Raw genomic sequence first — 21,911 nt, forward strand, 5'->3', positions numbered from 1 at the left:
CGGCGCCCCGGCCGATGTGAAACCCGCGTCTATCGACGCACAACGGCAAATGCCGGAATCGCCCTCGCCTCGTGCGGGGGCGTTTTCGTTTCCGGAGCAGGCGATGCGTGCCCGTTTCAGGTGTCGGTTTCCGGCTCTTGCCCTGCCACTGCGCGTGCTTGCGTGCGTCACCGGGCCTGCTTGCAGAGTCGGCCTGCAAATACGCCGGGTAGTCCGCGCGATTGCCGACAGGACCGGGCCGGCGGACCATCATCGCCAGGTGGCATTCGCGGCATCGCCGTCGCGCAGTACACGGCACGCGGCACGACAGCGAGACACACGCACCCCTTTCGCGCTTCCCGCCGCTCGAGCGGGGCACACGCCACGTCATTCGACGCTGCATCGGGGCCTCGGTATTCGTCGTCGTGACGAACGCACCGCCCGAACGCAAAAAGGCCGGACCCATGCAGCACGGGATCCGGCCTTTCATCGCCCCGGTTTCAATCCTCGCCCGGCTTCGGCGCAGCGCACGCCGGCGCTGCCGTTCCGGTACTCAGCCGGTCACGCGTCGTCGAGCATTTGCGCAGCGGTTCTCGGCAAGCGTACGGTAAAGCGGCTGCCCTGCCCCGGCGCCGACGTCACCTCGACCGATCCGCCGTGGCGCTCGATCACCGCCTTCACGAACGGCAGCCCGAGGCCGACCCCGCGGCTTGCGTCGCGATACGTGCCGGCGACCTGAAAGAACGGCTCGAACAGCCGTGGCATCGCGTCGGCCGGGATGCCGATCCCCTGGTCCTGCACCGCCACCGAAACCTGCCGGTCGTCGGCGTCGATCCACACGTCGACCACCGTCTCCTCGGCCGAGTACTTGATCGCGTTGTCGAGCAGGTTGGCCAACGCGCGCAGCAGCATGTCGCGATTGCCGAGGACGAACACGTCGTCGCCCTCGTAATGCGGGCCCTCGACGCGGATGCGCTTCCCGTTCGCGCTGTGCCAGACGTGATCGACCGCTTCCGTCGCAAGATCGTTCGCCGACATCGGCACGTACGCGTGCGTATCGAGGTGCTCGGCGCGCGACAACTGCGTGAAATCCTGCGCGACGCGCAGGCTGTAGTCGACGAGCTTGTGCAGGTCGGCCAGGAAATCCTCGTCGCTCGCGCCGTCGGCCTGGTTGCGCTCCTCGAGCAGCGACAGCACCGTCGACAGCGGGTTGCGCAGATCGTGCGCCATGTGCCGCAGCGTGCGCCGGTCGCTTTCGACCGCGGCCTTGATGTTGTGGATATCGACGAGGCAGATCATGCTCGCGGTCGAACTGTGCCGTTCGCCATCGCCGAACGGCGTCACCATCACCATCTGCGTGCGCCCGTTCAGCGCCAGCTCGGCCGAATGGATCTTGCCGCTCGCCTTCGCGGTCAGCACTTCGTCGCGCACGATCGACAGCACGCGCCGTACCGCCGCGTCGCCGTCGGCGTCAAGCGCCGCCAGCATCGCGCGGCCGCGTGCGTTGCACATCAGCATCTCGCCACGCTGTTCGACGAAGATCGGGTAAGGCAGCGTCTCGATCATGTCGACATACGCCGTCCGCCATTCGCGAATGCTTTGCATCGCGAGTTCGACTTCATCCGTCGTCGGCAGTGCGCGGCCGACGTCGGCCGCGGGCGGCAAGCCGACGAACGCGTGCTGGCCGGCCAACCCGCGCAGCATCCCGTATTCGCTCAGCAGGAACGCCCGCAGGCTGCCGGCGCGCCGCCAACCGCACATTGCGAAAATCAATACGCACACGGCAAGCAACGGCCCGATCGGTGCCCAGTACGACCCATGCACGAGCAGCATCACTTCGGCGGCGACGAATGCGGCCAGCCACCCGATCGAAAATGCGTACATGCGCCAGCCCGGCACCAGCAGGCAGATCAGCAGCATCCCCGTCGCGACCGCGATGCTGACGGCGACCTGGATCGCCATCGGCTCGCGCCACAGGATGTGGCCGTCGATCAGCGCCTGCGTCACCAGCGCGTCCACCTCGACGCGGCGCAGCCGTCCGCCCGCCGACGTCGACAGGTCGTAGAGGCCCGACAGATCCATCGCGTCGCCGATGAAGACGATGCGGCCGCGCCACGCCGACTCGGGGATCCGCCCCTTCAGCACATCGACGTACGAATAGTGCTCGAGATCGAAGCGCGCCGGCAGGAACAGCGCGAGCGAGCTCGCTTCGACATGCCCGAGCCTGGACACGTGGTCCTGCACGTGGAGGCGCACATCGCCGGCCGGCAGCGACATACCCGCGACACGGATCGCCTGCAACGCGACATGCGACAGTTCGTGATCCGAATCGCCAGTCCGGACGTACGGCACGATACCCTGCACCAGATGGTCGCTGCCGAGCACGACGCTGCGCTGGCCGACGGCCGCCGCCGCGCCGCGCAACCGCGGCGCGGGCAGCAGCACGGTGTCGGCGCGCGTGCCCTCCGGCGACACGTGGGCGGGCAGCACGACCCGCCCGTTCCGGGCGAGCGCAGCCGCGAGCACGTCGTCGCCGCGCCCCGGGCTGAACATCGTCATGTCGAGCACGACGCTCGATGCACTGCCCAGACGATCGAGCACTTGTGCATGGGCGGCTCGCGTATAGCTTGCGTCGCCACCCAGTTCGGCGACCGTCTTCTTGTCGATCGAGATGACGACGACATCGTCGCGCGCGCCGTGATCGACACGGGACGCGACCAGATTCCAGTACAGACGGTCGAGTGGGGACAGCAGCGTCTCGGCCGCCGGCGTACAGCTCAGCGCCGCCAGCAATGCAACGCCGGCCGACAGCGGCCAGACGGCGGGCCGCACGGATGTCGCGATTCTCCAGACTCGATTGAGCCAGTCAGGCATGGGATGGCATTCCTCGTTATTGTTTTATTTGCCCGAGTTCGATGGGTGCGCATTTCCTGAATTGTCTGCGGCGGACCGGCCGCATTCTTCGTCGCACAGGCGATCCCGCCACGCTGCTACCGTGCAGGCGGGCCCGGGTTCCTCAACACACAACCGCGCCGCATTCGGCTGTCGGTTACCAGACCGACATGTTGCTCGAATCGATTTGATTTTTTTCAAGCGCCAGATTCAATTATCTCTTGTCCCATTGAATTTATCCCAACTTTAGTACTCGTCTTATCCCTCGAAATTGAGCGTGTGGCCGATGACAAGGATGGATGGCAGACCTGCCGCCGTTGTCCGCGACCGGGCTACGGGCCGCGGGGCCGGCTCGCGTCGATACGGGACCGCTGCGACGGAACTTCGCCGTGCAACGGGGGCGTTTCCGATCCGTCGAAGCACGAGCGGGCGATCGAGCGCGAACGCATATTTTTTGCGGGCTCCCATGGAATTGTGTTGACAGCCACTTGGGACCGGCTATAATTGCGGTCTTTCGCATCGCAGCAAGCGAAACGTGCCCAGGTGGCGGAATTGGTAGACGCACTAGGTTCAGGTCCTAGCGGTGGCAACATCGTGGAGGTTCGAGTCCTCTCCTGGGCACCATCTGTTTTTGAAAAGGTCGGCTTCTAGCCGGCCTTTTTTCATTTCCGGCCCAGGAAGCAAAGCGCCTGCGCGCTTTGCGTGAGGACTCGAAAGGCTGCGCTTGCAAGCGCAGCCGGGGTCGCGCATGTGTGACCGAGTCCTCTCCTGGGCACCATCTGTTTTTGAAAAGGTCGGCTTCTAGCCGGCCTTTTTTCATTTCGGCACTGGCATCGCAAGTGCCTGTCTTCGGCCCTTATGTCTGCCGCTCCGATCGATAGCAGAATTTATCGGTTATCAATCGCCCTCCCCGTTGTTACGTTAGCCGCCTCGCTTTCAACGCATCCAACGAGGAGCACCCTTCATGACGTCGATGAACCGCCGCGCATTCGCGCGCGCGATGCTGGCCGCGGGCCTCGCTGCCGCCGGTGTCCGCGCGCACGCCGAGAACGCGCCGGCCACACTGCGCATCGGTTACCAGAAGTCGTCGACGCTGATCACGCTGCTCAAGACGCGCGGCACGCTCGAGCAGGCGCTGACGCCGCTCGGCCTGCGTGTGTCATGGCATGAATTCGCGAGCGGATTGCCGCTGACCGAAGCGCTCAACGTCGGCGCCATCGACTTCAGTGCCGACGTGGCCGATACGGTCCCGGTCTTCGCACAGGCCGCGCATGCGCGTTTCGTGTACGTCGCGCAGGAAGCGCCTTCGCCGAAGGCGCAGGCGATCGTCATCAAGCAGGACAGCACGCTGCGCACGCTCGCCGATCTCAAGGGCCGGCGTATCGCGGTCACGAAGGCGGCCGGCAGCCACTACCTGCTGCTTGCCGCGCTCGCACGCGCGAAGCTCGCGCCCGCCGATGTGGCGATCCATTACCTGACGCCCGCGGACGGCCGCGCCGCATTCGAGCGCGGCAGCGTGGACGCATGGATCACATGGGATCCCTATGTCGCGTCGGTCGACCGGAATCCCGACGTCCGGATCCTGGCCGACGGCAACGGACTCGCGTCGTACCAGCGCTATTACCTCGCATCGAGCAGCTTTGCCGCCGCGCGCCCCGACGTCGTCCAGATTCTGTTCGACCAACTGTCGCTGGCCGGCGCGTGGCTACGCGACCATCCGCAGGACGCCGCGAACACGCTCGCGCCGATCTGGGGGCTCGATGCCGCGACGATCGCGCGGGCGAATGCGCGACGCAGCTACCTCGTCCGCGCGGTGGCCACGCAACACTTCGGCGAACAGCAGAAGATCGCCGATACGTTCCTGGCGGCCGGACTGCTGCCCGCCCGCGTCGATACGAGCCAGGCGCAGCGCTGGAATTTCACGGCGAAGCGCGCGGAACCGGTCGGCGCGTGACGATCTCGCCGCCTAAGGCGCGCAATATTTTTGCTGCTTCGGATGAAATTGTGTTGACAGACTCCCTCAGCACGCTACAATAGCGGTCTTCGCATCGCAGCAAGCGAAACGTGCCCAGGTGGCGGAATTGGTAGACGCACTAGGTTCAGGTCCTAGCGGTGGCAACATCGTGGAGGTTCGAGTCCTCTCCTGGGCACCATCTGTTTTTGAAAAGGTCGGCTTCTAGCCGGCCTTTTTTCATTTCAAGCCCAGGAAGCAAAGCGCCTGCGCGCTTTGCGCGAGGACTCGAAAGGCTGCGCTTGCAAGCGCAGCCGGGGTCGCGCATGTGTGACCGAGTCCTCTCCTGGGCACCATCTGTTTTTGAAAAGGTCGGCTTCTAGCCGGCCTTTTTTCATTTCAAGCCCAGGAAGCAAAGCGCCTGCGCGCTTTGCGCGAGGACTCGAAAGGCTGCGCTTGCAAGCGCAGCCGGGGTCGCGCATGTGTGACCGAGTCCTCTCCTGGGCACCATCTGTTTTCTAAAAAGGTCGGCTTCTAGCCGGCCTTTTTTCATTTCCGTCGCCGCAGGCGTCGATCCCGCGGCGACATCGTGATTACACCGTCCCGGTGACGCGCACGACATGCTGAATCCCGTCCCTCGCCATCTTCGCGTACGGACAAATCGCCTCCGTCTCCGCGACCAGCTCCCGCGCAGCCTCCGCGTCGACGCCCGGCATGCCGACCTCGATATCGAGCGCGATTGCAAACAGGCCATCTGCCGGATCGCGCTGAAACGTCGCGCTGGCCGCGATCGCGAGATCGGACGGCAGGCGAATTCGACGCTTCATCGCCACCAGCGTCAACGCGCCATGAAAACACGCCGCGAAGCCGGCCGCGAACAACTGCTCCGGATTCGTACCGCCACCCGCGCCACCCAGTTCAACCGGCAAGCGCAACGACACATCCAGTTCGCCGGCTGTCGAACGCGCGCGTCCGGACGATCGTCCGTGGGCCGCTTCGCCGCCGGTGACGGTCACCGTCGTCGTGTAAAGCGGCAGCGGTTCGCTGCCGGTATAAGGATCGAGCAGCGATACCGAAGGCCGCGTCGGACGATGCATGGCGTTTCTCCCGAGTGCGGACGCTGAACGGCTTCTGCCGTATTGCGCCCAATGAACGATCGACGTTGCCGGCCCCGCATCACGCGGCGCCCGCAGACATCGCCCTCTTCCGACTGCCCTGTCGCGTACAGTCCGGCCGGCAATCGTGACCTACGGCCGACAGCAAATCCATCAGACGAATTCGAAATTCCCGGCATCATCACAGTGCGCTGCAGCCGCCCGCCCGCGCCCGCAAACCCCAATCCGGCGCTTCATTCCTGAACACAACCGGGATTTCCCTAGGCTGACAGGCCGTCGCTCACGCGGTTAAATAAATCAACGTGATTTATTTAATGCGTCGACACCTGACGCACCATGGAAGGAGACGCCATGAGAAGCCCGCACTTCGGCCAGGGAAGCAACTCGGCCAACGTGCGCCGTTACAACGAGCGCCTGCTTTTGAAGACGCTGCGCCGCGCGGGCAGCGCGTCGAAGGCCGATCTCGCCCGTCTCGCGAGCATGACGGGTACGGCGGTCGGCAGCATCATCGCGTCGCTCGCCGACGCGAAGCTGATCGAATTCGCGGGCCGCACCGAAGGCCAGCGCGGCCAGCCGGCTTCGCTGATCCGCCTCGATCCGCGCGGCGCGTTCGGCATCGGCGTCCATCTCGACCGAATGCGCATCGAGACGGCGCTCGTCAACTTCGCGGGCGACGTGCTCGGCCGCCGCTCGCACGACACGCTGCTGCCCCCGCCCGCCGACGTGCTCGAGATCGTGCGTCACGACATCGACGCGATGCAGGCCCTGCTCCCCGACCATGAACGCGCCCGCCTGACCGGCATCGGCGTCGCCCAGCCGTACAACCTCGGCGCGTGGATGCGCGAGCTCGGCCTCGCGCCCGACACGTTCCGCGCGTGGGAAGACGTCGATTTCGCGGCCGACCTCGGTCGCACGCTGTCGCTACCCGTATTCGGCGAAAACGACGGCAACGCGGCCGCGATCGCCGAACTGTTCTACGGGTACGGCCGGCAGTGCGACGACTTCGTCTACCTGTTCATCGGGCCGGCGATCGGCGGCGGGATCGCGATCGACGGCGACTGCCTGCGCGGCGTGACCGGCAATGCCGGCGACATCGCGGTGATTCCAGTGCCGCCGGGCCGGCTGGCGTCCGCGCCGCCGCCGCGCGGCCAGTGGGACATCCTGCTCGCGCGCGCATCGCTGCATGCGCTCGTGCGCCACCTGCGCCATCACGGCGAGACGGTCGAGAACCGCGCCGATCTCGAAGCGTGCATCGCCCGCGGCCTGCCGGCCGTCGACGAATGGATCGACGATTGCGTCGACGCGCTCGCGCCGGCGTTGCGCGCGGTGCTGTGCGTGATCGACGCGCCGGTGGTCGTGATCGACGCCGACACCGACGCGGGCCTGCTCGACGCGGTCACGACCCGCCTGCGCGCGGCGCTCGTGGCCACCGCGCCCGAGGCGCGCGGCACGCCCGTGCTCGTACGCGGCACGTTCGGCGCCGACGCCGGCGCGATCGGCGCCGCCACGCTGCCGATGTTTTTCAATTTCTCCCCGCGGGCCGGCATCCTCAAGGGCGCCCGCACCGATTCGCAGGAGGTCAACCATGTCGCGATCTGAGTCGCCCCGTCCGTTGCTCGAGATGCGCGGGATCAGCAAGACGTTCCCGGCCGTACGCGCGCTCGACAACGTCAGCCTGACCGTCTATCCGGGCGAGATCCATTCGCTGATGGGCGAGAACGGCGCGGGCAAATCGACGCTGATGAAGATCCTGTCGGGCGCATACCGCGCCGACGCCGGCGGCGAGATCCTGATCGACGGCGAACGCATCGACATCGACGGCCCGCTCGCCGCGCGCGATGCCGGCGTCGCGGTGATCTACCAGGAGCTGTGCCTGTCGCCGAACCTGACCGTCGCGGAAAACATCTACGTCGGCCGCGAACTGCGCCGCGGCAACCGGCGCTGGGGCACCATCGACCGCGCGGCGATGGCGCGCGGCTGCCAGGACGTGCTCGCGCGCCTGGGCGCCCCGTTCGGCCCCGACACGCTCGTCGACACGCTGTCGATCGCCGAACAGCAGCTCGTCGAAATCGCCCGCGCCGTGCACACCCGCGCCCGCATCCTCGTGATGGACGAGCCGACCACGCCGCTGTCGTCGCGCGAAACCGAACACCTGTTCCGCCTGATCCGCCAGTTGCGCGAGGAAGGTCTCGCGATCATCTACATCAGCCACCGGATGGCGGAGATCTACGAACTGTCCGACCGCGTGTCGGTGCTGCGCGACGGCGCGTACGTCGGCACGCTCGAACGCGAGGCGCTGTCGGCCGAGCGGCTCGTCGCGATGATGGTCGGCCGCGACATCTCCGGCTTCTACAAGAAGGAACACGCGCCGTACGACCCCGGCCACCTGCTGCTGTCGGTCCGCAACATCGCCGACGGCGCGCGCGTACGCGGCTGCAGCCTCGACCTGCATGCGGGCGAGGTGCTCGGCATCGCGGGGCTCGTCGGCGCGGGCCGCACCGAGCTCGCGCGGCTGATCTTCGGCGCCGAGCCGCGCGTGCGCGGCGACGTGAAGCTGGGCGAGCGCACCTTCGGCGCGCACTCGCCGCGCGACGCGATCGACGCGGGCCTCGTCTACCTGACCGAGGACCGCAAGCGCCAGGGCCTGTTCCTCGACATGAGCGTGCGCGACAACATCAACATCTCGGTGTGCAACCGCGATGCCCGGCTCGGCGCGCTCGATCTCGCCCGCGGCGCCGCACGCGCACGTGACGCGATCGCATCGCTGTCGATCCGCGTACCGCACGCGAACGTCAACGTCGGCGCGCTGTCGGGCGGCAACCAGCAGAAAGTGCTGCTGTCGCGCCTGCTCGAGACGAAGCCGCGCGTGCTGATCCTCGACGAACCGACGCGCGGCGTCGACATCGGCGCGAAATCCGAGATCTACCGGATCATCAACGAGCTGGCCCGTGCCGGCGTGGGCGTGATCGTGATCTCGAGCGAACTGCCGGAAATCATCGGCGTCGCCGACCGCGTGCTCGTGATGCGCGAAGGCGAGATCGCGGGCGAACTCGGCGGCCACACGCATACGCCGATCACGCAGGAAGCGATCATCGCGCTCGCCACCGGCTCGCAGGCCGAACTGGCCGACGTGCAGTAAGCGCCGCCTCTTTTCATTTCACTCTCACATTCAGGCTACCGAAATGATCAACCCGACCAAGCAGCGGAACCTCGCTTCCGCGACCGCCCACCCGGTCGCCAACCGCACGCCCCTGATGCGCGGCGCCGATCATCGCGCCCGCATGCAATCGCTGATCCGCACGGCCGGCATGCTGCCGGTGCTGCTGGTCCTGTGCGCCGGCTTCGGCTTCCTGACCGACGGCTTCTTCACGCTGCAGAACCTGTCGATCGTCACGCAGCAGGCGTCGATCAACATCGTGCTCGCCGCCGGCATGACCTTCGTGATCCTGACGGGCGGCATCGACCTGTCGGTCGGCTCGGTGCTCGCCGCCGCGGCCGTCGCGGCGCTCATCGCATCGACCATTCCCGGCTGGGGCTGGCTCGGCGTGCCGTTCGCGCTCGCGGTCGGCCTCGTGTTCGGCGCGATCAACGGCGGGCTGATCTCGTTCCTGCGCCTGCCGCCGTTCATCGTCACGCTCGGCGCGATGACGGCCGTGCGCGGCGTCGCGCGCCTGATCGGCAACGACACGACCGTGTTCAATCCGCAGTTGCCGTTCGCGTTCATCGGCAACGGCTCGATCCTCGGCGTGCCGTGGCTCGTCGTGATCGCATGCGCGGTGATCGCGATCTCGTGGTTCATCCTGCGCCGCACGGTGCTCGGGATGCGGATCTATTCGGTCGGCGGCAACCCGGAAGCCGCGCGCCTGTCCGGCATCAACGTGCGGGCGATCCAGATGTTCGTGTATGCGGCGTCGGGCCTGCTCGCCGGACTCGGCGCGGTGATGTCGGCCGCGCGCCTGTATGCGGCCAACGGCCTGCAGCTCGGCCAGTCGTACGAGCTCGACGCGATCGCCGCGGTGATCCTCGGCGGCACGAGCTTCGTCGGCGGCGTCGGGTCGATCGTCGGCACGCTGATCGGCGCGCTGATCATCGCGGTGCTGACCAACGGGCTCGTGCTGCTCGGCGTGTCCGACATCTGGCAGTACATCATCAAGGGGCTGGTGATCATCGGCGCGGTCGCGCTCGACCGCTATCGCCAGCGCGATTCGGCCCGGACCTGACACCCTTCCCTCACCGCGCATTCCTTACCGTTCCACCATCGGGGCGCAGGCAGGTCCTCCTGCGCCCGTTCGCCAACAGACCTCACGGAGACACAACGACATGTTCAAGCACACCGCCGCCCTGACCGCCGTCGCCTGCGCACTCGCCTTCGGCGCCGCCGCCGCCCATGCAGCCGACAAGCCGCTGAAATCGATCGGCGTCACGGTCGGGTCGCTCGGCAATCCGTACTTCGTCACGATCGTGAAAGGCGCCGAAGCGCGCGCGAAGCAGCTCAACCCGAATGCGAAGGTCACGGCTGTATCGGCCGACTACGACCTGAACAAGCAGTTCACGCAGATCGACAACTTCATCTCCGCGCACGTCGACATGATCCTGCTCAACGCAACCGACCCGAAGGCGATCGAGCCGGCGGTGAAGAAGGCGCAGGCGGCCGGCATCACGGTCGTCGCGGTGGACGTCGCGGCGGCCGGCGCGAACGCGACCGTGCAGACCAACAACGTGAAGGCCGGCGAACTCGCGTGCGACTACCTCGCGAAGAAGCTGAACGGCAAGGGCAACGTGATCATCGAGAACGGCCCGCAGGTGTCGGCCGTGATCGATCGCGTGAACGGCTGCAAGGCCGTGCTCGCGAAAAACGCCGGCATCAAGCTGCTGTCGAGCGACCAGGACGGCAAGGGCTCGCGCGAAGGCGGGATGAACGCGATGCAGGGCTACCTGACGCGCTTTCCGAAGCTCGACGGCGTGTTCACGATCAACGACCCGCAGGCGATCGGCAGCGATCTCGCGGCGAAACAGCTGAACCGCCCGAACGTCGTGATCACGTCGGTCGACGGCGCGCCCGACATCGAGGTGGCGCTGAAGTCCAACACGCTCGTGCAGGCGTCGTCGAGCCAGGATCCGTGGGCGATGGCGCAGCAGGCCGTCAACGTCGGCTACGGGATCATGAACGGCCAGAAGCCGGCCAATCCGATGATCCTGATCGAGCCGACGCTCATCACGCGCGACAACGTGAAGACCTACAAGGGCTGGAGCGCCCCGCGCTGATCGCGGCGATCGCCCGCGAGGCCGGGCGGTGCCGGGCCGCGTCGCCGCGCGCGACGGCCCGCATCGCCCGACCGTTCAGATTCAGATCAACCGCTGTACGGCCGCGCGCGATGCCGCGGCACAAGGTTTCCACATGACGACGACGTTTCCCCGCCTGATCGTTTTCGGCGAAGCGCTGACCGATTTCATCCGCGACGACGCCCAGCACTGGCACAGCATCGCCGGCGGCTCGTGCTGGAACGTCGCGCGCGTCGGCGCGCGACTCGGCGCGCCGACGGCCTTCGCCGGCACGGTCAGCCGCGACACCTTCGGCGACGAGCTGATGCGCAAGAGCGCCGACGCGGGGCTCGACATGCGTTTCATCCGGCAGGTCGACCGCGCACCGCTGCTCGCGATGGTCGTATCGAAGCAGCCGCCCCACTATTTCTTCATCGGCGAAAACAGTGCCGATCTCGCGTTCGATCCGGCCGACTTGCCCGCCGGCGCCTTCGACGCGGCCGACATCGTGCACGTCGGCTCGCTCGGCGTCGTGCGCGAGCCGCTCGCGTCGCGCCTGATCGAACTCGCGCAGGCCGCGCGCGCGGCCGGCAAGCGAATCTCGTTCGACCCGAACTTCCGTGCGCCGATGGCTGCGCCGTCGTATCGCGACACGCTGCGCCGGCTGGCCGCGCTCGCCGACTGGATCAAGGTATCCGACGAGGATCTGCGCGGGCTGTTTCCCGAACTCGACGAAGCTGCCGCGCTCGCGCAACTGCGCGCGTGGGCGCCCGACGCGACGATGCTCGTCACGCGCGGCGCAGCCGGCATGCAGCTGCTGCATCGCGATACCGTGCTGTTCCAGCCCGCGTTCCCGACCGAAGTTGCCGACACGGTCGGCTGCGGCGACGCGAGCATCGGCGGCTGGCTCGCGAGCCAGCTTGCACGGCCCGATGCGTCGGCCGCCGAGCATCTGCGCTACGCGGCCGCGTGCGCGGCCGTCGCCTGCGCGCATGCGGGCGCCTATGCGCCGACGGCCGCGGAAGTGGCCGACATGATCGAGCGCACCGCCGCCAGCGCCGCGCTTTCACAATAGACGGCGCCGAGGCGCCGCGCCGTCACGCGGCGCTGGTGCCGTCGCTACCGTCCGGCGGCCTGCCGGCCTGCAGCAGTTGCAGGCTCTCGTCGACGCTCAGCTCCGACATCGCGTCGTCGTGCAGCGTATCGTCCGCCGCGCGGCGCAGCGCATGCAGCGCGTGCATCTTGAGCCGGACGAGCGCGAGCCGCAGCCCGCGCGCCGCGCATTCGGCCGCGAACGTGCGCAACGATTCGATCGTCGTGCCGTCGACATCCGGCGTTTCCTCGAGACTCACCATCACGGTATGCGTGTCCGGCGCGGCCTTCATCAGCGCCCGCACGCGATTGAGCATCCGGTCCGCATTCGCGAAGAACAGCTGCGCCTCGGGCCGCACGATCAGCACGCCCGGCACCGGCTTCGCGTCGGCATGGCTCGCGACGTCGACGAAATCGTGGCTGTCGCGCAGCCGGCCGAGCACGCTGACGTTCGGCTCGGACAGCTTGCGCAGCGTCAGCAGCAGGCTCACGCCGATGGCCGCGAGCAGCCCGTGCAGCACGCCGAGCACGAGCACCGCAAGCAGCGCCGCGATCACGACGAGCCGGTCACGATGCCAGGCCCAGTACGGCCGGAACACGGACGGATGCAGCGAATGGCTGACCGCGAAGATCACGATCGCCGCGAGCACGGGCTCGGGCGTGCGCGCGAGCTGCGGCAGCAGCAGCCAGACGATCAGCGCGACCACGCCGGCCGCCCACAGGCCCGCAAAGCGCGACCGCGCACCGGCCGCCTCGTTCGCCGACGTCGCCGAATAGCCGGCGCCGACCGGCATCCCGTGCAGCAGGCCCGACACGAGGTTCGCACAGCCGAGCGCGACGAGGTCGCGGTTCGGCGACACGGTATCGCCGTGCTTCAGCGCGAAGTTGCGGATCGATCCGTACGACTCTGCATACAGGATCAGCATCAGCGCGAATGCGAGCTCGACCGTCTGCATCCATGCGTTGCGGTCGAGATGCGGCAAGCCGAATTCGAGGTGCCGGAAGTCGATATGGCCGACGACCGCGATTCCGTACCGCTGCCAGTCGATCGCGTAGCCCGCCGCGATCGACAGCACGATCACGACGAGTGTCGCGGGCACGCGCGAGCCGCGCCCGAGCACGAACAGCAGCGCGAGCGCGGTCGCGCCGAGCACCACGCTCGCGAGATTCGCGTGCGGCGCGCCGGCGAGCAGGTCGAGCGCGACGTGCGGCGCATCGCTGTGCTGCACGGAAATCGCGAGAATCTTCGGGAGCTGCTTGATGACGATCGTCAGCGCGAGACCGAACGTGAAGCCGCGCAGCACGGGCCGCGCGACGAAATCCGACATGCCGCCGAGCCGCGCGACGCCGGCCAGGATGAACAGCACGCCCGTCATCGCGACGAGCGCCGCCGCGAGCGCGAGCTGCGCGGCCAGCGCCATCCCCGATTCGGCGAGCACGGTCGCGGCGAGCACCGCGGCCGACGACGACGTCGACGACACGATCGCGAAGCGGCTGCTGCCCGTCAGCGCATAGACGACGAGCCCCGACAGCAGCGCGATCAGGCCGGCCTGCGGCGGCAGGTTGGCGAGCCCCGCATACGCGACCGCCTCGGGAATCAGCAGGCCGGCAATCGACAGGCCGGCCAGCGCATCGAGGCCGACGCGCCGCTTGGGCGGCGGCGAAGCCGCATCGAGCGGAGCGAAATGGTCGGGATGCTGCGGGCCGGCGTCGGGGCGGATCGGGGCGGTCGTCATGTGGCGGACGGCAGCGTGCGCCGCTCAGGGTTTGACGGCAATCACGCCCGACCAGCCGGGCAGATAGCGCGCATCCTGGTCGTGCGCGCGGTGCAGCGCGATATCGAGCGCCTTCAAGAAGTTCTTGCGGATCTGGTCGAGCGACACGTGCTGGCGCAGATAGTCGGCCCACAGGAATTCGCTGAACGGCGTCGCGTCCTTCGCATAGCCGCCCGCCGTGCGCAGCTCGCCGGCGAGGCTGCGGTACGGATCGTCCTCGAGCCCCGTCAGCGCCTTCGGCAAGTTCGCGTAGTCGCGCCGCGCGCCGTCCGGGCCGAACGGATGCACCCACTGGTTGTGTTCCATCATCCGCCAGAAGATCGTGTCGTCGAGCCACGACAGATCCTTCAGCAGCATCGCGTTCACGCGCGCCTCGCCCTCCTCGATCAGCGCGAGGCCGAGATGGTGGTGATCGGTGATGTAGTGCAGCCCGTCCGGGCCGAGGACGGCCGGGAACCAGTGCGAATCGATCGCGGCCTTGCGGGCGCGCTTGTCCAGCGCCTTCCAGTGCTTGCGCTTCGCCTTGACTTCGCGATAGCCGACCGTCATCTGGGTCGGACGCAGCGCGTCGAGCCTGACGGGAATGAGATGAACGTCGTTGCCGAGTGCCATGGTCGTACCCCATGTTGCGAAATTCCGGCAACGATACGCCTGATCGCGCGAGCCGTTAATCCGTCATGACCGCGATACGCGCCGCCGCATGCACGACGCCGCGCTACGCGCGCAAATCGTTGCGTTCGAGACGATGACGAATGTAAGGAATGCCGTCGTGCACGACGCCCACGCGACGCATGCCGAGCTTGCGCGCCACGTTCAGCGAGCCGCTGTTGGCCTCCGCGATATCGGCGATCACGCGCGGCAGGCGTACGGTGTCGAACGCATGCCGCACGACGGCCGTCGCGGCTTCGCTCGCGATGCCGCGCCCCCACGTCGCACGCACGAGCCGCCAGCCGATCTCGACGTCGCGCGACCCGTCCTTATAGTCGGGAATCAGCAGGATCCAGCCGATGAACACGTCGGGCGCGGCCTTCTCGAAGATCGACCAGTAGCCGAGGCCCGGTGGATAGTCGCGCGTGATCCGGTGCGTGACGAAGCGGCGATGCTCGACGGGGTCATGCCACGGGCCCGCGATGTGGCGCGTGACCTCGGGATCGCGATCCATCTCGATGCATGCGTCGAGATCGGCCAGCACGCGCGGACGCAGCCACAGCCTCGCGGTGTCGAGCACGGGCAATGTGTCGGCGGAACGGTCATTCATCCGGACTCCTGATTCGGTGGCGTTGCGCATCGAGCGCATTACAGAACGGATACAAAAAGCCTTCCGGAATGATACAGAGTCCTGTCGCGAGCCTCGCGCGGTTCCGTTGCCGTTTCCGAAACAGTGCATTTCGTAGGGATTATTCCCGATTCGCGGTTATCGCGCCCCACATCGCGCAGCGCGGAAGCCTACACTCGATCAGTGCCCCGCGCCGCGCGCGAGCCGGGCCGGCATCCGCATGCCTATTGCGAGCGCGCAAGCCAACGAGGAGACCCCGGACATGAGCTGGACCCGCGAGCAACGCAACGTCACGATCGCCGCCTACCTGGGCTGGACGCTCGATGCGTTCGATTTTTTCCTGATGGTTTTCGTGTTGAAGGACATCGCCGCGGAATTCGCGTCGACGATTCCCGCCGTCGCGTTCGCGCTCACGCTGACGCTCGCGATGCGCCCGCTCGGCGCGCTGATCTTCGGCCGGCTCGCCGACCGCTTCGGCCGCCGCCCGACGCTGATGGTCAACATTGCGTGCTATTCGCTGCTCGAACTTGCATCGGGTTTCGCGCCGAGCCTGACCGCGCTGCTCGTGCTGCGCGCGCTGTTCGGCATCGCGATGGGCGGCGAATGGGGCGTCGGCTCCGCGCTGACGATGGAAACCGTGCCGACCCACGCGCGCGGCTTCGTGTCCGGGCTGCTGCAGGCCGGCTATCCGAGCGGCTATCTGCTCGCGTCCGTCGTGTTCGGCCTGTTCTACCAGTACATCGGCTGGCGCGGGATGTTCATGGTCGGCGTGCTGCCCGCGCTGCTCGTGCTGTACGTGCGTGCGCACGTGCCCGAATCGCCGGCATGGAAACAGATGGAGAAGCGCCCGCGCCCGAGCCTCGGCGCCACGCTGAAGCAGAACTGGAAACTCACGATCTACGCGATCGTGCTGATGACCGCGTTCAACTTCTTCTCGCACGGCACGCAGGATCTCTATCCGACCTTCCTGCGCGAACAGCATCACTTCGATCCGCATACCGTGTCGTGGATCACGATCGTGCTGAACATCGGCGCGATCGTCGGCGGCCTGTCGTTCGGCTCGATCTCGGAACGGATCGGCCGGCGCCGCGCGATCTTCATCGCCGCGCTGATCGCGCTGCCCGTGCTGCCGCTGTGGGCATTCTCGAGCGGCCCGATCGCGCTCGCCGCCGGCGCGTTCCTGATGCAGATCTCGGTACAGGGCGCGTGGGGCGTGATACCGGTTCACCTGAACGAGATCTCGCCCGACGAGATCCGCGCAACCTTCCCCGGCGTCGTCTACCAGCTCGGCAACCTGCTCGCGTCGGGCAACGCGACGATGCAGGCGTCCCTCGCCGTGTCGAACCACGACAATTACAGCTTCGCGCTCGCGCTCGTGGCCGGCATCGTCGCCGTCGCGATCGCCGTGCTGATCCTGTTCAGCCGCGAGCGGCGCGGCATCGACATGACGCAATCGGTCAATACGCGTAGCACCGTCGGGTGAACCCCCGCGTTGCGGCACTGCACCATCGCGCGCGCCCCGCCCCGCCGGGAGTGGGTGCCGCGCTTTCCGCACCTGCACATCGAACTAGAGGAATTGGTCCAGATTCCGTGCTTGCCCGCTCCACCCGCGTTTTTTTATCTTAATAAAAACGACTGTTTGAATCGAATAATCAAATCACCTGTTCGCGGCCGGGAAACCGGCATGGGAGGCGGAACATGGCAGTAAGTCAGGAGGGGCGGCCATCTGCGGGACGGCCGTCCGGGGCGCGGTCATCCGGCCCGCGGCAGGCCGGCGGGACGAAGGCGCGCATTCTCGATGCGGCCGAGGATCTGTTCATCGAACATGGCTTCGAAGCGATGTCGATGCGGCAGATCACGTCGCGCGCGGCGGTCAATCTCGCCGCGGTCAACTACCACTTCGGCAGCAAGGAAGCGCTGATCCACGCGATGCTGTCGCGCCGGCTCGACCAGCTGAACCAGGAACGCCTCGGCATCCTCGATCGCTTCGATGCGCAGCTCGGCACGCACATCACCTGCGAGCACGTGCTCGGCGCGATGTTCATTCCCGCGCTGAAGGCATCGCGCAATCCCGAACGCGGCGGGCCCGGGTTCCTGCGGCTGATCGGCCGCGCATACACCGATCCTTCTCCGTTCGTGCGCAACTTCCTGACCGCGCACTACGCGAGCGTCGCGGGCCGCTTCTTCGACGCCTTCCAGCGCGCGCTGCCGCACCTGCCGCGCACCGAGCTCGGCTGGCGGCTGCACTTCGCGATCGGCGCGCTGTCCGGCGCGCTCGCGGGCGCCGAAACGGAAAGCCTGATCGACGAATTCTCGCAAGGCCGCACGATGAACGACGTGCAGATGATCGCGCGGCTGTCGTCGCTGATCGTCGCCGCGCTGAAGGCGCCGATGCCCGACAGCGCGCAACTGTCGATCTTCGCGGCCGTGCTCGACGATGCGGGCGCCAGCGAAGCGTTCGGGCTGCCGCAGTCGGGCGCGACCACCGCCGAGACGGCGACGCTGCATTCCACGAACTGAACGCGCGAGGCCACGCGCGGCTTCCTGTTCACGATTTGATTGATACGCGCGGTCAGGCGCGGCGTCGAGACGCCCGCGCCGGCCGGCCGCGAAGCACGGGGCATGGGCAGGCGCCTGGCGCGCGGGCCCTCGCCGAGAGCCAAGACCGGAGACACGTCATGTCATCTTCCGCAGCACCCACCTCGGCCCAGATTCCGCCGAACACCGACGCCGTCTGGTACGCGTCGTACCCGCCCGGCGTTCCGCACGAGATCGACGTCACGCAATATGCGTCGCTCGTGCAGTTCTTCGACGAATGCACGACCCGCTTCGCCGACCGCGTCGCCTACGTGAGCGCCGGCGCGTCAATGACCTACCGCACGCTCGCGCAGAAGGTCGACGCATTCGCGTCGTATCTGCAAAGCCTCGGCGTGAAGCCCGGCGACCGCGTCGCGATCATGCTGCCGAACACGTTCCAGTATCCGGTCGCGCTGTTCGGCACGCTGAAGGCCGGCGCGATCGTCGTCAACGTGAATCCGCTCTACACCGCGCGCGAACTCGCGCACCAGTTGAAGGACAGCGGCGCGCAGACGATCGTCGTGTTCGAGAACTTCGCGCGCACGCTGCAGGACGCGCTGCCGGAAACGCAGGTGAAGAATATCGTCGTCACCGCGCTCGGCGACCTGCTCTCCGACGGTTTCAACGCGAAAGGACGCCTGATCAATTTCGTGCTGAAGTACGTGAAGAAGCTCGTGCCGGCCTATCACCTGCCGCAGGCGATCCGGCTGCGCTCGGCCCTCGCGCTCGGCGCGCGCGCCAAGCCGCAACCGGTGCAGATCACGCGCGACGATCTCGCGTTCCTGCAGTACACGGGCGGCACCACCGGCGTCGCGAAAGGCGCGATGCTCACGCACGGCAACCTGATCGCGAACCTGCTGCAGGCGAAGGCCTGGATCGCCGACCAGGTGTCGGGCGACGTCGAAACCGTGCTCACGCCGCTGCCGCTTTATCACATCTATTCGCTGACGGTGAACGCGTTCATCTTCATGGGGCTCGGCGGGCGCAACATCCTGATCGCGAACCCGCGCGACATGACGATGGTGATGAAGATCATCCGCCACGAGACGTTCACGGGCATCACTGGCATCAACACGCTGTACAACGCGTTCCTCGACAACGAGGAATTCCGCAAGCGCGACTTCTCGAAGCTCAAGCTTGCGATGGCGGGCGGGATGGCGATGCAGCGCGCGGTCGCCGAGCGCTTCCAGCAGGTGACGGGCCGGCCGGTGGTCGAAGGCTACGGCCTCACCGAGTGTTCGCCGATCGTCACGATGAACCCCGTGGACCTGAACGACATGGCCGCGTTCAGCGGCTCGATCGGGCTGCCCGCGCCGTCGACCCTCGTGCGCTTTCGCCGCGAGGACGGCACCTGGGCCGCGATCGGCGAGCCGGGCGAGCTGTGCGTGCACGGCCCGCAGGTGATGCGCGGCTACTGGCAGCGCCCCGACGAGACGGCCAAGGTGATCGACGCCGACGGCTGGCTCGCCACCGGCGACATCGGCGTGATGGACGAGCGCGGCTTCATCCGCCTGATCGACCGCAAGAAGGACATGATCCTCGTGTCGGGCTTCAACGTGTATCCGAACGAGATCGAGGAAGTGCTCGTGATGCATCCCGGCATCAGCGAAGCCGCGGCGATCGGCATCCCGGACGATGTACAGGGCGAACGGATCAAGGTGTTCGTCGTGCGCCGCGACCCGTCGCTGACGGCCGAGGACGTGCTCGCGCACTGCCGCAAAAACCTGACCGGCTACAAGATGCCGAAATTCGTCGAGTTCCGCGACGCGCTGCCGCAGACGAACGTCGGCAAGATCCTGCGCCGCGCGCTGCGCGACGAGGAACTCGCCAAAATCCAGGCCGCGAAGCAAGGCTGAACGATCCATCGCTCCGGGAGACGCTGTCGATGAACGAAGGAATGAAGCGCCGCACGCGGCATGCCGCTACGGCGGCCGTCGCGTGCGTGCTGTCGCTCGCTCAGGCGGGCCTGCAAGCACAGGAAACGGCGAGCGCGGCACCGGCAGCCGCGCTACCCGCGGATCTCGCCAAGGTCACGCACGAGCCGCTCGCGCAACAGGCGCGCTGGCTGCGCACGGCAGCCCAGCGCGGCACGCTCGCGCAACTCGACGACGCGACGCTCACGGCGCTCTTCAAGGCGCTCGATCCGCTCGCCGTGCCGCTCTATATCCGTAACGGCCCGAACGGCTATCCGTCTTACCAGTTCACGATGGTGCGCCAGGAGCGCATCAGCGGAAAATGGTCCGACACGCCCGACCGCATGCTCGTGAAGACGACCCGCGAGCCGCTGCGCGTGTATGCGAAATGGCTGCCGGGCGGTGCGCATGCGGGACAGGAGACGATCTACGACACGACGCAGCGCAAGGACGAGATGTACGGCCATCTCGGCGGCCTGCTCGGCAAGATTCCGCTGTGGACGGCGATCGACGGCGCGCTGGCGCGCGCCCAATCGAATCACCAGGTGAAGGATCTCGGCACCGAGTTCATCGCGAACCTGTACCTGACCGAAGGGAAGAAATACCTGGAAGCCGGCGTGCAGCGGCCGACCGACGTGGAGGCCAGGACGATCGGCGGCGTGCGCGTCGTCGCGCTCACCTACGAAACGCCGACCGGCCGGCCGCAGTTCTATGCGAAAAAGGAAGTTCTGGGGCTCGACCTGCACGCACCCTATTTCCGGACCGTCGAGTCCTATGACAACGACGGCAGGATCTTCGAGCGGATCGTCATCGAGACAATCGCGCCGGCGACCCTCGACGACACCGCATTCGACCCGAAAAACCCCGACTACGCGTTCTGACGCGCGTTGGCGGGCTCGCCACGGGCTCAATCGTCATCGTCGCCGCCGTGGTGCCGATGCCAGTGCTTGTAATAGTGCTTGCGCCACTTGCGGTAGCGATCGTCGTCGTCATCGCCGTCATAGCCGTATCCATAGCCCGGATAGGCGACGACGGCGGGCTGCGGCGCGACATAGACCGGCGCCGGCTGGACATAGACCGGCGCGACCGGCACGCCGATGCCGACCGACAGGTCCACATGCCCCGCCATTGCACTACCGGAAACGAGCAACGCCATGCTCCCGATCACCCCTGCCACTTGCCTCTTGTTCATGCTCCGGATCCCTGATAAGCCGGCCCGCCCGGCTCGCGCGACCAATGTAAGCGCGACGCGCGCGCCGAGGTGATACGGGGCTGCGAGAGTCGTAACGCGGCGTAACGAAACGACTTAGGCCGTTCGGCCTAATCGCGAAAATGCGCCGGAACGTCTATAGTGGGTTACGGTTCGACACAATCACGACTGCGCGCTTCCTTATCGAACAGGGTAGAATTCCGCCAAACGCCTTGTGGACGAACACGCCACACACACGCACAACATATTCTCTGACGCAGGCTCCTGCCGCACCTCAATGGCCAATCCCGCAGAATCCCATCCGCAAAACGACTTCATCAATTCGGCGCGCAAGGAACGTAAGCGTGTTGAAATCTATCTCGTCAACGGCATTCGTCTGACGGGGTGTATCGAGTCGTTCGACCAGTATCTGGTGATGCTGCGCACCCCCGTGGGTCTGCAAGGCATCTACAAGCGTGCGATTTCCACGATCCAGCTCGACACGGGCGGCTCGCGCCCCGGCGGCGGCGGCCCCCGCGGCCCGCGCACCGGCGGTCGCCCCGGCGGCCGTGAAGGCGGCGGTCACAGCCCGTACGGCTCGCACGGCGGCCCGCGCGAATCGCGCGGCGACGGCGGCGGCTACGGCTCCCGCGAGCCGCGTGAAGGCTACGGTTCGCGCGAACCGCGCGAGGGTTACGGCTCGCGTGAGCCGCGCGAAGGCTACGGCGCGCCGCGCGAGCCGCGTGAACCGCGCGAAAGCTACGGCGCGCCGCGCGACACCGGCGACGCGTCCGGCAACGCCGCGCCGTCGGATTCCCGCGGCGGCAACGGGCCGGTCATCGTGACGCGCCGCCGGCGAATCGTGCCGGACGGCCAGTAAAACAAAAAGG

At 67.1% G+C, this 21,911-nt stretch carries 17 protein-coding genes and 2 tRNA genes; 13 read left to right on the forward strand and 6 right to left on the reverse strand.

The annotated features are described in order from the left end of the window. Positions 1 to 540: 540 nt before the first annotated feature. Positions 541 to 2,853 carry an ATP-binding protein gene (locus HWX03_RS23335; RefSeq protein ID WP_175872816.1) on the reverse strand — a complete coding sequence of 771 codons (2,313 nt, stop codon included), beginning with the start codon at positions 2,851 to 2,853 and terminating at the stop codon, positions 541 to 543. Positions 2,854 to 3,408: 555 nt separating this feature from the next. On the opposite strand from HWX03_RS23335, the gene HWX03_RS23340 reads away from it, so the two are divergent. From HWX03_RS23340 to HWX03_RS23350, 3 genes are all read left to right on the forward strand, one after another. Next, positions 3,409 to 3,495 (forward strand) — tRNA-Leu (locus HWX03_RS23340). A gap of 340 nt (positions 3,496 to 3,835) precedes the next feature. Next, a complete protein-coding gene (locus tag HWX03_RS23345; protein WP_175872817.1) occupies positions 3,836 to 4,825 on the forward strand; it encodes an aliphatic sulfonate ABC transporter substrate-binding protein in 990 nt (329 codons plus the stop codon). Between the two features lie 112 nt (positions 4,826 to 4,937). Continuing rightward, positions 4,938 to 5,024, forward strand: a tRNA-Leu gene (locus HWX03_RS23350). A gap of 391 nt (positions 5,025 to 5,415) precedes the next feature. On the opposite strand, the gene HWX03_RS23355 is transcribed toward HWX03_RS23350, so the two are convergent. Beyond that, positions 5,416 to 5,919 (reverse strand): Ohr family peroxiredoxin, encoded by a 504-nt coding sequence (locus tag HWX03_RS23355; RefSeq protein WP_175872818.1) that lies wholly within the window; start codon positions 5,917 to 5,919, stop codon positions 5,416 to 5,418. 369 nt (positions 5,920 to 6,288) lie between these two features. Between HWX03_RS23355 and HWX03_RS23360 the strand changes: the two genes are divergently transcribed. The 5 genes from HWX03_RS23360 (at position 6,289) to HWX03_RS23380 (ending at position 12,274) form a co-directional block, all read left to right on the forward strand. Beyond that, the gene (locus HWX03_RS23360) at positions 6,289 to 7,536 is read left to right on the forward strand and encodes an ROK family protein (protein ID WP_175872819.1); all 1,248 of its coding nucleotides are present in this window, start codon (positions 6,289 to 6,291) and stop codon (positions 7,534 to 7,536) included. Next, positions 7,523 to 9,076, forward strand: coding sequence for a sugar ABC transporter ATP-binding protein (locus HWX03_RS23365; RefSeq protein WP_175872820.1), 1,554 nt, complete (start codon positions 7,523 to 7,525; stop codon positions 9,074 to 9,076). The genes HWX03_RS23360 and HWX03_RS23365 overlap by 14 nt, the downstream gene beginning before the upstream one ends. 43 nt (positions 9,077 to 9,119) lie before the next feature. Further along, positions 9,120 to 10,157, forward strand: a complete 1,038-nt coding sequence (locus HWX03_RS23370; protein WP_174386665.1) for a ribose ABC transporter permease — start codon at positions 9,120 to 9,122, stop codon at positions 10,155 to 10,157. A gap of 100 nt (positions 10,158 to 10,257) precedes the next feature. Further along, the gene (locus HWX03_RS23375; protein ID WP_174429450.1) at positions 10,258 to 11,202 is read left to right on the forward strand and encodes an ABC transporter substrate-binding protein; all 945 of its coding nucleotides are present in this window, start codon (positions 10,258 to 10,260) and stop codon (positions 11,200 to 11,202) included. A 133-nt stretch (positions 11,203 to 11,335) separates the two neighbouring features. Next, positions 11,336 to 12,274, forward strand: coding sequence for a carbohydrate kinase (locus HWX03_RS23380; RefSeq protein ID WP_175872821.1), 939 nt, complete (start codon positions 11,336 to 11,338; stop codon positions 12,272 to 12,274). A gap of 22 nt (positions 12,275 to 12,296) precedes the next feature. On the opposite strand, the gene HWX03_RS23385 is transcribed toward HWX03_RS23380, so the two are convergent. The 3 genes from HWX03_RS23385 to HWX03_RS23395 form a co-directional block, all read right to left on the reverse strand. After that, positions 12,297 to 14,027: a SulP family inorganic anion transporter gene (locus HWX03_RS23385; protein ID WP_175872822.1), complete on the reverse strand. Its 1,731-nt coding sequence runs from the start codon at positions 14,025 to 14,027 to the stop codon at positions 12,297 to 12,299. Between the two features lie 24 nt (positions 14,028 to 14,051). Beyond that, complete coding sequence (locus HWX03_RS23390) at positions 14,052 to 14,678, reverse strand: ParB-like protein (protein WP_175872823.1); 627 nt, start codon at positions 14,676 to 14,678, stop codon at positions 14,052 to 14,054. Between the two features lie 103 nt (positions 14,679 to 14,781). Then, entirely contained in the window at positions 14,782 to 15,324 is a 543-nt protein-coding gene (locus tag HWX03_RS23395; RefSeq protein WP_175872824.1) for a GNAT family N-acetyltransferase, read from the reverse strand. Between the two features lie 280 nt (positions 15,325 to 15,604). On the opposite strand from HWX03_RS23395, the gene HWX03_RS23400 reads away from it, so the two are divergent. From HWX03_RS23400 to HWX03_RS23415, 4 genes are all read left to right on the forward strand, one after another. Then, positions 15,605 to 16,825, forward strand: a complete 1,221-nt coding sequence (locus tag HWX03_RS23400; RefSeq protein ID WP_175872825.1) for an MFS transporter — start codon at positions 15,605 to 15,607, stop codon at positions 16,823 to 16,825. Positions 16,826 to 17,040: 215 nt separating this feature from the next. Further along, on the forward strand, positions 17,041 to 17,862 hold the full coding sequence (locus HWX03_RS23405; protein ID WP_174429456.1) for a TetR/AcrR family transcriptional regulator: 822 nt from the start codon (positions 17,041 to 17,043) through the stop codon (positions 17,860 to 17,862). A 158-nt stretch (positions 17,863 to 18,020) separates the two neighbouring features. Beyond that, complete coding sequence (locus HWX03_RS23410) at positions 18,021 to 19,775, forward strand: AMP-binding protein (RefSeq protein WP_175872826.1); 1,755 nt, start codon at positions 18,021 to 18,023, stop codon at positions 19,773 to 19,775. A gap of 29 nt (positions 19,776 to 19,804) precedes the next feature. Then, on the forward strand, positions 19,805 to 20,713 hold the full coding sequence (locus tag HWX03_RS23415) for a DUF1571 domain-containing protein (RefSeq protein ID WP_175872827.1): 909 nt from the start codon (positions 19,805 to 19,807) through the stop codon (positions 20,711 to 20,713). Between the two features lie 26 nt (positions 20,714 to 20,739). Here the strand turns inward: HWX03_RS23415 and HWX03_RS23420 are convergent, their stop codons facing one another. Then, positions 20,740 to 21,024, reverse strand: a complete 285-nt coding sequence (locus tag HWX03_RS23420) for a PXPV repeat protein (RefSeq protein ID WP_174429459.1) — start codon at positions 21,022 to 21,024, stop codon at positions 20,740 to 20,742. A gap of 295 nt (positions 21,025 to 21,319) precedes the next feature. Between HWX03_RS23420 and hfq the strand changes: the two genes are divergently transcribed. Continuing rightward, entirely contained in the window at positions 21,320 to 21,901 is a 582-nt protein-coding gene (gene hfq / locus HWX03_RS23425; protein ID WP_175872978.1) for an RNA chaperone Hfq, read from the forward strand. Positions 21,902 to 21,911 lie beyond the last annotated feature (10 nt).

The organism is Burkholderia sp. BCC0397, assembly GCF_902832865.1.
Lineage (GTDB): Bacteria > Pseudomonadota > Gammaproteobacteria > Burkholderiales > Burkholderiaceae > Burkholderia.